This window comes from Allorhizocola rhizosphaerae, from assembly GCF_003426775.1.
In the GTDB taxonomy this organism is placed as follows: domain Bacteria; phylum Actinomycetota; class Actinomycetes; order Mycobacteriales; family Micromonosporaceae; genus Allorhizocola; species Allorhizocola rhizosphaerae.
On sequence record NZ_QJUG01000097.1, the window covers coordinates 21,272 to 30,366 of the forward strand.

The following is a 9,095-nucleotide window of genomic DNA, read 5'->3' on the forward strand; positions in this document are numbered from 1 at the left end:
GCGACATGACTGCGACGACCGTTCCCGGCGTGTCCGGTGTGGACAGTGGATTCTGGACCCGGCAGCGCAAGACCGGCGTGGTGCTCGTGGCGCTGGGGCTCATCGCGGCCGTGGTGTTCGGCCTGCTCGCGACAAGCAAGGCCGCGCGGTTCGCGGTGGGCGAGACCACCTCGGGGTTCGCGCTGTCGATCCCGGGCACCCTCGGCGCCGTGCTGTTCGGCGTGCTCGCGATCGCGGCGGGCGCGGTGCTGGCGGCGACCGGGCGGCGCTTCGGGCTGTGGACGGCCCTGTCCCTGGCCGCGTTCGTGGCCTCGTTCCTGTGCTGGCAGGTCTCCCAGGCGCCTGGCACGCTGAACACCCTGGCCCTGGGCAATCTGGCCAAGGGCTCGCTGGAGCTGTCGCTGCCGCTCGTCCTCGGCGCGCTGGGCGGGGTGCTGTGCGAGCGCAGCGGCGTGGTCAACGTCGCGATCGAGGGCCAGTTCATCGCGGGCGCGTTCGCCGCGGCCATGTTCGGCACGATCGCGGGCAGCATCTGGGCCGGCATCATCGCGGCGAGCATCGGCGGCCTGCTGATCTCGGCGCTGCTGGCCGTGCTCGCGATCCGCTATCTGGTGGACCAGGTGATCCTGGGCATCGTGCTCAACGTGTTCGCGCTCAGCCTGACCGCGTTCCTGTACGAGCAGTTCATGCAGAAGAATCAGGACGCGTTCAACAAGCCGCCGCGCGTGCCCCAGTGGGACATCCCGGTGCTGGGCGATATCCCGATCATCGGGCCGACTCTCTTCAAAGCCAATATCTTTGTGTACGTGGCACTGGCGCTGGTGGTCGCGATCCACTTCGGTTTGTTCAAGACCAGGTGGGGGTTGCGCACGCGTGCCGTCGGCGAGCACCCGACCGCCGCCGACACGCTGGGCGTCAAGGTGCTGGGCCTGCGCTACCGCAACGTGCTGCTGGCCGGGCTGGTCGCGGGCATCGGCGGGGCCACGTTCACCCTGCTGGCCACCACCAACTTCAACAAGGGCATGACCTCGGGCCTCGGGTTCATCGCGCTGGCCGCGCTGATCTTCGGCCGGTGGAACCCGGTGGGCGCGTTCCTGGCCGCGCTGTTCTTCGGCTTCGCCAACCAGCTGGCGTTTTCCATCAGCGCGCTCAACAGCCCGATTCCCACCCAGTTCCTGAGCATGCTGCCGTACGTCGCGACGATCGTCGCGGTGGCCGGGCTGGTCGGGCGGGTGCGCGCGCCCGCGGCGGACGGGAAGCCGTATGTCTACGGTTGATTGGCCCACACTCACTGCCGCCGCGGTGCAGGTCATGCACCGCGCATACGCGCCCTACTCGAAATATCCGGTGGGCGCGGCGGGTCTGGTCGACGACGGCCGGATCGTGGTCGGGTGCAACGTGGAAAACGCGTCGTATGGGGTCACGCTGTGCGCCGAGTGCGGCATGATCTCCGATCTGGTGGCGACGGGCGGGGGCCGGCTCGTGGCCATGTCCTGTGTGGACGCCAACGAAAACCCGCTGCTGCCGTGCGGGCGCTGCCGCCAGCTGCTCTGGGAGCACGGCGGCCCGGCCATGCTCGTGAACTCGAAGTACGGCCCGATGAGCATGGCGGTGCTGATGCCGCACGGCTTCGGTCTGTCCGATATGGAGGCTGTGCGCGGTGAGCTTTAGCGCGGTGGATGTCATCCGGGTCAAGCGCGACGGCGGTGGGCTGTCGGACGCGCAGATCGACTGGGTCGTGGACGCGTACACCAAAGGGGTTGTCGCCGACGAGCAGATGTCGGCGCTGGCGATGGCGATCCTGTTGCGCGGCATGAACGATCACGAGATCGCCCGCTGGACCGCCGCGATGATCGCTTCAGGCGAGCGGCTGGATCTGTCGTCGGTGCCCAGGCCAACCGTCGACAAGCACTCCACGGGCGGCGTCGGCGACAAGATCACGCTTGCCCTGACTCCGCTCGTGGCCGCGTGCGGTGCGGCCGTGCCGCAGCTTTCGGGCCGGGGGCTCGGCCACACCGGCGGCACGCTCGACAAGCTGGAGTCCATCCCGGGCTGGCGGGCCGCACTGTCCAATGAGGAGTTCGCCGCGCAGCTGCGCGACATCGGCGCGGCCATCTGCCAGGCGGGTCTCGGGCTGGCCCCGGCGGACCGGAAGCTCTACGCGCTGCGCGATGTCACGGGCACGGTCGAGTCGATCCCGCTGATCGCGAGCTCCATCATGAGCAAGAAGATCGCCGAGGGAACGGGCGCGCTCGTGCTCGATGTCAAGGTGGGCAGTGGCGCGTTCATGAAAAGCGTTGACCACGCAAGGGAACTGGCCCGCACGATGGTCGAGCTCGGCCGGGCACACGGGGTCACCACCGTCGCCCTGCTCACCGACATGAACACCCCGCTGGGCCGGACCATCGGCAACGCCGTGGAGGTGCAGGAGGCGGTCGACGTGCTCGCGGGCGGCGGGCCCGACGACGTGGTCGAGCTGACCGTGGTACTGGCCCGGGAGATGCTTGGCGCCGTTGGGCTCGACGACATCGACCCGGCACAGGTGCTCGCCCAGGGCAAGGCCATGGACACGTGGCGCGCGATGATCCGGGCCCAGGGCGGCGACCCCGACGCCCCGCTGCCCGCGGCGACGGAGACCGAGTTCGTGCGGGCCCCGGTCAACGGGGTCGTCGAGAGCGTCGACGCCATGGGCATCGGTCTTGCCGCGTGGCGGCTGGGCGCCGGGCGGGCACGCAAGGAGGACCCGGTGAGCGCGGCGGCCGGTGTGGTGCTGCACAAGCGCCCCGGCGAGCGGGTCTCGGCCGGTGACGTGGTGGCGGAGCTTCGCGCCGACGATCCGGCGCGCGTCCCCGCCGCGCTGGAGCTGGCAACGGCGGCCGTGGTGATCGATACCCTTCCGCTGCCGGGGCGACCCCTGATCATCGACAGAATCGGATGAGATGGCAGTACCCGTACCTGACCCCCTCGCAGTGCGCGCCGCGAACCTCGCGGAGCTGGAGCGGCTCGGCCTGCCCCTGCCGCCGGAGAACTACCCGCTGGTGTGGGACGACGGCGACCAGGTCCAGCTGCGCCCGACCGTCGACCTGGAGCGGCGCGCCGCGATCCTGCACGTCATCCTGGAGTTCACGTTCGGCATGCCGCGCGAGGAGGCCGTGGCGTGGCTGGAGGGCAACGATCTCACGCCCGACGTGACCGACCCGGAATGGGCCTTCATCACCGAGGACATGGGCGACCGGCGATCGTTCATCCTGCACTTCGACGCGCTGGCCGCGCTGACCTGGGTGCTCGGGCTGACGCCGGAGCTGGATCCGCTGGAGCCGGTGCACAACCTGACGCATCTCATGCCCGACCTGATGCAGCGGGAGTCCTTCGCGGACTGGCGGGCACGCATGCTGCCGGCGCCGCGCGACGCCCCGACCGTGGCGGCGATGCTCGACCTGCACTACTGCCTGGACTGGGCCTATCTGAAGCTGGAAGGCTCACCGCTGCCCGGCAGCATCGACGCCAACGCGATCGGTCAGCGGCGCTGGGCACTGGAGTGGTCGGCGACGTTCACAGGCCCGCATCACGGCCCACCGGGTGGCTGGGAAGAGGTCGACCTCTCCACGTCATGACTGAGCAAGCATTCGAGATGCTGATGGATCGGCTTGCGCGCCTTCGGCGGTGGGATGCCGCGACGGTCACCCGGATCGCCGGCGGTGGCGGCCTGAACACGCCGGAAGCTCTTCGCCGCCTCGCTTCGGCGCTCGGCTGGCCCGCCGCCGACCTTTTCGCGCTCGCCCGGCGGGATCTGCCCGACGACCTGGCCCCCACCGACTGGGGTGCCGACCCCGGCGAACTCATATGGGAGATGACCTACCTGGCCCCCGCCCGGCCCATCCTGCTTGCGGCCGCACGGTCGCTGCCGCTGCTGCCCCGCACCGACGCCCCTCGTCGGTCCGTCACCTTGCCTGATGTCGCGGGCGCGGTCATCGGACGGCTGCTGGTGGGCAGAAACCTGAGCTGGCACAGTGCCGCGAAACTGCTGATGTCCGCGGGCGGGCCCTACCTGGCAGCTTCGACGGTCCGGGCCATCTGCGTCGATTGGCGAAGCCAATCGACGCACCGGTCGTGGCCGGCTACGCACGGGGTTTGGGCATCCCGGTCGCCGACCTCGCCGCCGTCTGCGCCATCGAGGTCAGCGAACTCCCATCGGCGCCCGAGCATGCGGCCGATCTCGCCGAGATGGTTTGGCACTGCCGGCGGCTGACCCGGGGACAGATCGGTGAACTTGACCAGCTGGCGCACGAGCTGCGACACCGATTCGAGGCCGATATCCCGGAGAGCGTGCGCTGCGGTTGCCAAGCGGGCTTCTGAACGTTCATTTGCGCCATGTCGTGACGCGGACGGCCGCGGTGGTGCGCGAGGCGGGGGCTTGCACCGGGCCGTGGAAAGCATTGGGCCCCATGGCAATGATCTGCGTAGCCTGGGTGGCGTCCAGGTCCAGTGTCCATTCCAGACGGTCGTCGGCGGCGAGCTCGAAACCGGCCATGGTTTGGGCCAGGCGCTCCTCTTTGGACGGGTCCACCGCCAGCAGGCCGAGCGTCGCGCGTAGCTCGGCGAGGTGGTGCGGCAGCGGGGTGGCCACGATGACGCGGTCCCGTACCACGCGGCGCATCTCGGGCCCATTGCGCGGGGCGAACACGTTGAGCACCACGTCGGCGCCGTTGTCGGCGAGCGGGAGCCGGCCCCACGTATCGGCGAGGACCGCGCCGACCCGCTTGGCCGCCCGGCGCAGGGCCGGCTTGCTGACGTCGAAGACCATGCCGTGCGCGCCGGCGGGTAGCACGTGCGACAGGTGGTATCCGGTTCCCCCGCCGAGATCGACGATCAGCCGGGCGGAAGTTGGCACAGACTGTGCCAACTTCTCGGTCAGCGGGGCGAATAGCGGCAGCACCGCCTCACGCGCCTCGACCATCGCCGCCGTGTCACCCTCCGGGAGCTTGCGTCCCGCCCCCAGATGGACGTAACCCTGCCGCGCCACGTCGAAGCTGTGTCCCCGCTCGCACACCAATGCCCTGGCGCGTGGGAGGCAACGCGCCGGCGATCCGCGATCCACGACGAACGGGGCGGAACAAACGGGACACCGCAGCGCGGCGATCATGTCAGCGGTGAGCACACCGATATCTTCGACCTTGTGACACCTGCATACGAAGACATCGTGCGCGCGCCCAAGGCCCTGCTCCACGACCACCTCGACGGCGGGCTCCGCCCGGCGACGATCATCGAGCTGGCCGACGAGGTCAACCATGCCCTGCCCTCGCGGGACCCCGACGAGCTGGGCCACTGGTTCGTGGCCGCGGCCGACTCCGGCTCGCTGGAGCGTTATCTGGAGACGTTTTCGCACACCGTTGCCGTGATGCAGACCGAGCAGGCGCTGCGCCGGGTGGCCGCCGAGTGCGCGATGGACCTGGCCGCCGACGGCGTCGTCTACGCGGAGGTGCGCTTCGCCCCTGAGCAGCACCTGACGGCCGGGCTGACCCTCGCGCAGGTGGTGGAGGCCGTCCTGACCGGTTTTGTTGAGGGGACTGACCGTGCGCTTACGGAGGGGTACCAGATAAAAATCGGCACTTTATTGACGGCGATGCGGCACGCCGCCCGCTCCATGGAGATCGCGGAGCTGGCCACCGCCTTCCGGGATGTCGGCGTGGTGGGCTTCGACATCGCCGGCGCCGAGGCGGGCTTCCCGCCCACCCGGCACCTCGACGCGTTTGAATACCTGCAGCGGGAGAACTACCACTTCACGATCCACGCGGGGGAGGCGTTCGGGCTGCCGTCGATCTGGCAGGCGATCCAGTGGTGCGGGGCCGACCGGCTCGGCCACGGTGTCCGCATCGTCGATGACATCCGCCCGGACGGGCGACTCGGGCGGCTGGCGGCGTACGTGCGGGACAAGCGCATCCCGCTGGAGCTGTGCCCGTCGTCCAATGTGCAGACCGGGGCGGCCCCCTCGATCGCCCGGCACCCCATCAAGCTGCTGCGCGACCTGCGCTTCCGGGTCACGGTCAACACTGACAACCGGCTGATGAGCGGGACGTCGATGTCGCGAGAGATGGCCCTGCTGGTCGAGGCGTTCGGCTGGGGCTGGGCGGAGCTGCAGTGGTTCACGATCAACGCGATGAAGAGCGCCTTCATCCCGTTCGATCAGCGATTGTCGATCATCAATGACGTGATAAAGCCGGCATACGCCAAGTTGGTATGATCTTGCGAGCCGTCAGGGGCCGGTAACCGATCTGGATCTGACGTTGCAGGATCCGACGATCCCCGCGCCGCAGCCGCAGGTCACGGAGTGGTCCGGCTCCAGGCGCTGCGGAAGGCGCGGGTTTGGTTTCTTCAGGCGAAGCCGTGTTCTTGGCGTGGCTGGAGGCGGCCACGGAGTGGTCCGGCTCCAGGCGCTGCGAAAGGTAACAGCGCAGGCAGGAACGATCTCGGCGGCGAAGATACCTTCGGCCACGAATAGCGCCGAATGGTCGAGGTGAAGGGGCCGATCGGCCACGCGCATGCTCCGGGTGATGTCGTAGACCGGCACATTTGCCCTACCTGTGCCTGCCAGCTCGCGATGGTGGCCACCGCCGCGGCGGCATCTCGGGATTCGGGCGAGTCCCAATCGATATGCCCATGGGCCCTCGGCAGGGTAGGGTCTGTGCCGTCTTTATAGAAATCATCGAGGCACAGTACGGGTAGCCCGGTTCGCCGAGCTATATATGACTTGCCCGAACCTGAGGGTCCGGCCAGGAGAACAACTCGGGCCGTCTGCACGCCAAGAACACGGCATTGCGCCGACTTGAGTGATTGGGGCAGCCTGGGCTTTCCACTCACGCCTCCCGCGTGATGGAATCTCGGGGTCTGACCTTTGCAAGGCCGGATGATGTGCGGTGCCCTGCGCAACACCAGAGTGCGCGTGGACCCCCGGGCACCGAAGGAAGGCGGTGACGTGAACAAGCGGCCAGGCAACATTGCCGGAAAGGGCCACCCTCAGCGTGGCTTCCTTTCGCGTCTCCGGCGGCCGTTCGGTCGGCTGCGGGACATGCCGATCTGGGCCAAGCTGGGCTTGATCATGATCCCGCCGGTCTTGGCCACCCTCGTCATCGGGACCAACGGATTGCTCGACAACCTGGATACGGTCACCAATGCCGATCGCACCCGGGTCCTGTCGCAGTTGGTCAAGGAGTCCGGCACACTCGTCGACCACCTGCAAAACGAGCGGGCGGCGGCCGTCATGTATCTCGCCGCCGACAACCCCGACCTGCGCAAGGGACCGCAGACCGCCTTCGCGGAGGCCAACAAGCTGGTCGACGACGCGCGCCAGCTCTACACGTTGCGGCGCAATGCCCTGCTCGACCTCGACGCCGACATGCGCGACCTGCTGCGCCGCATTGACGACGGGCTCGGCGGGCTGACCGGGGTGCGCTCACAGGTGATCGACACGAAGATCTCCATCGCCGACGTCAGCACCCGCTATCACGTGCTCGTCGCCGAACTGCTGGAGATCCGCGAGCACGCCGCCCAGATCGCCGGGAGCACTGAGCTCGGTGACGGCCTGCGCGCCGCCGCCGCCGTCGCGCAATACAAGGAATACCTGTCCGAGCAGCGGATCGTGGTCCACCACGTGTTCGACCAGGGCGCCATGAGCCCGTTCCTCAACACCAGCTTCATCGCCACCGAGACCGGCCTGCAGCAGGCGCTCGAACAGTTCAAATCGGTGGCCTCCGACATAGACATTGATACTTATAACGGTACCGTGACCGGCCCCGACCTGCGCAAGGCCGAGAAGTTCCGGGGCGACGTCGGCTCCACCGCGGTAAACAACCCCATCACCTCGTTCACCGCCGCCGAGTGGGACGTGGCGATGAAGGACAACGCCGCACTCGTCCGGCGGGTCGAGCGGACGCTCGACGAGAAGGTCGAGTCGACCGCGAGCGCCCTGCGCGACGCCGTGACCTCGCGCATCCTCGTGCAGGCCGGCCTCGTCGCGGGCATGCTGTTCATCGCCATCCTGTCCGCGTGGTTGGTCGCCCGGTCGATGGCCCGCTCGCTGCGCGAACTGCGACACGGCGCGCTCAACATCGCCCAGTTCGGGCTGCCCCAGGCGGTCGCCCGGCTGCGGGACCCGGCCCTGTCATCGCAGATGTCACCGGTGCAGATGGCCAATCAGATCGCTGAACCTTTGCCTGTCCGAAGCAAAGACGAGTTCGGGCAGGTGGCAGAGGCGTTCAACGCGGTGCACCTCGAAGCCGTGCGCACCGCGGCCGAGCAGGCCCAGCTGCGCTCCTCGGTCGCGACCATGTTCGTCAACCTCGCCCGGCGCTCGCAGATCCTGGTCGACCGGCTGATCGGCCACCTCGACCGGCTGGAGCGCGGTGAGGAAGACCCGGACCGCCTCGCCGAGCTGTTCCAGCTCGACCACCTGGCCACCCGGATGCGCCGCAACGACGAAAACCTGCTCGTGCTCGCCGGCGCCGACTCCACCCGTGTGCAGCGCGAGCCGGCCGCCCTGCTCGACGTGCTCCGCGCCGCGCAGTCCGAAGTGGAGCACTACACCCGGATCGAGTTCGGCATCGTCGACCGCGACATCGAGGTGGCCGCCCACGCGGTCAACGACCTGGTGCACTGCATCGCCGAGCTGTTCGACAACGCCACGGCGTTCTCCCCGCCCGACTCGTCGGTCATGGTGGAGGCCCGCCGGGTGGGCGACCGCGCGGTCCTCTACGTGGAGGACAGGGGCATCGGCATGTCGCCTGAGATGCTGGCCGACGTCAACGAGCGGCTCGCCAGCCCGCCTCAGGTGGACGTGGCCGTTTCCCGAATGATGGGCCTGGTCGTGGTCGCCCGGCTGGCCGCGCGGCATGGCGTGAAGGTGGAGCTGCGTTCATCGAGCGAGCGCGGCATTATTGCCGACGTGACCCTGCCGACCGCGGTGCTCGTGCCGCGGGCCCTCGCGGGCCGGGCCGGTGCGCCGTCGCGCGAGCCGAGCATCGCCCAGGCGATCGAGTCGCGCCCGCCGGTGGTGCCCACGCAGCGCCCGCCATACGCGGCACCGCTGGCCCTGGAGAGCA

General features: G+C 69.0%; 7 protein-coding genes and 1 pseudogene. 7 read left to right on the forward strand and 1 reads right to left on the reverse strand.

Translation table 11 applies throughout. The annotated features are described in order from the left end of the window. Positions 1-5: 5 nt before the first annotated feature. From DM816_RS21465 to DM816_RS21485, 5 genes and pseudogenes are all read left to right on the forward strand, one after another. Entirely contained in the window at positions 6-1,277 is a 1,272-nt protein-coding gene (locus tag DM816_RS21465) for an ABC transporter permease (RefSeq protein ID WP_117212125.1), read from the forward strand. Further along, positions 1,264-1,665, forward strand: a pseudogene (locus DM816_RS21470) (cytidine deaminase); the annotation flags it as partial. The gene DM816_RS21465 and the pseudogene DM816_RS21470, both read left to right, overlap by 14 nt. Then, positions 1,661-2,938, forward strand: a complete 1,278-nt coding sequence (locus tag DM816_RS21475; RefSeq protein WP_117212127.1) for a thymidine phosphorylase — start codon at positions 1,661-1,663, stop codon at positions 2,936-2,938. The pseudogene DM816_RS21470 and the gene DM816_RS21475, both read left to right, overlap by 5 nt. 1 nt (position 2,939) lies before the next feature. Beyond that, positions 2,940-3,614: a DUF4272 domain-containing protein gene (locus tag DM816_RS21480; protein ID WP_117212128.1), complete on the forward strand. Its 675-nt coding sequence runs from the start codon at positions 2,940-2,942 to the stop codon at positions 3,612-3,614. After that, positions 3,611-4,249 carry a hypothetical protein gene (locus tag DM816_RS21485; protein ID WP_117212129.1) on the forward strand — a complete coding sequence of 213 codons (639 nt, stop codon included), beginning with the start codon at positions 3,611-3,613 and terminating at the stop codon, positions 4,247-4,249. Before DM816_RS21480 ends, DM816_RS21485 begins: the two co-directional genes overlap by 4 nt. Before the next feature lie 111 nt (positions 4,250-4,360). On the opposite strand, the gene DM816_RS21490 is transcribed toward DM816_RS21485, so the two are convergent. Then, the gene (locus tag DM816_RS21490) at positions 4,361-5,158 is read right to left on the reverse strand and encodes a putative RNA methyltransferase (protein WP_162907682.1); all 798 of its coding nucleotides are present in this window, start codon (positions 5,156-5,158) and stop codon (positions 4,361-4,363) included. A gap of 6 nt (positions 5,159-5,164) precedes the next feature. Between DM816_RS21490 and DM816_RS21495 the strand changes: the two genes are divergently transcribed. Together DM816_RS21495 and DM816_RS21505 are read left to right on the forward strand one after the other, a co-directional pair. Continuing rightward, entirely contained in the window at positions 5,165-6,241 is a 1,077-nt protein-coding gene (locus tag DM816_RS21495) for an adenosine deaminase (protein WP_425455261.1), read from the forward strand. 732 nt (positions 6,242-6,973) lie between these two features. Next, positions 6,974-9,095, forward strand: a 2,122-nt coding sequence (locus DM816_RS21505; RefSeq protein WP_425455260.1) for a sensor histidine kinase, incomplete at its 3' end; no start/stop codon positions are given.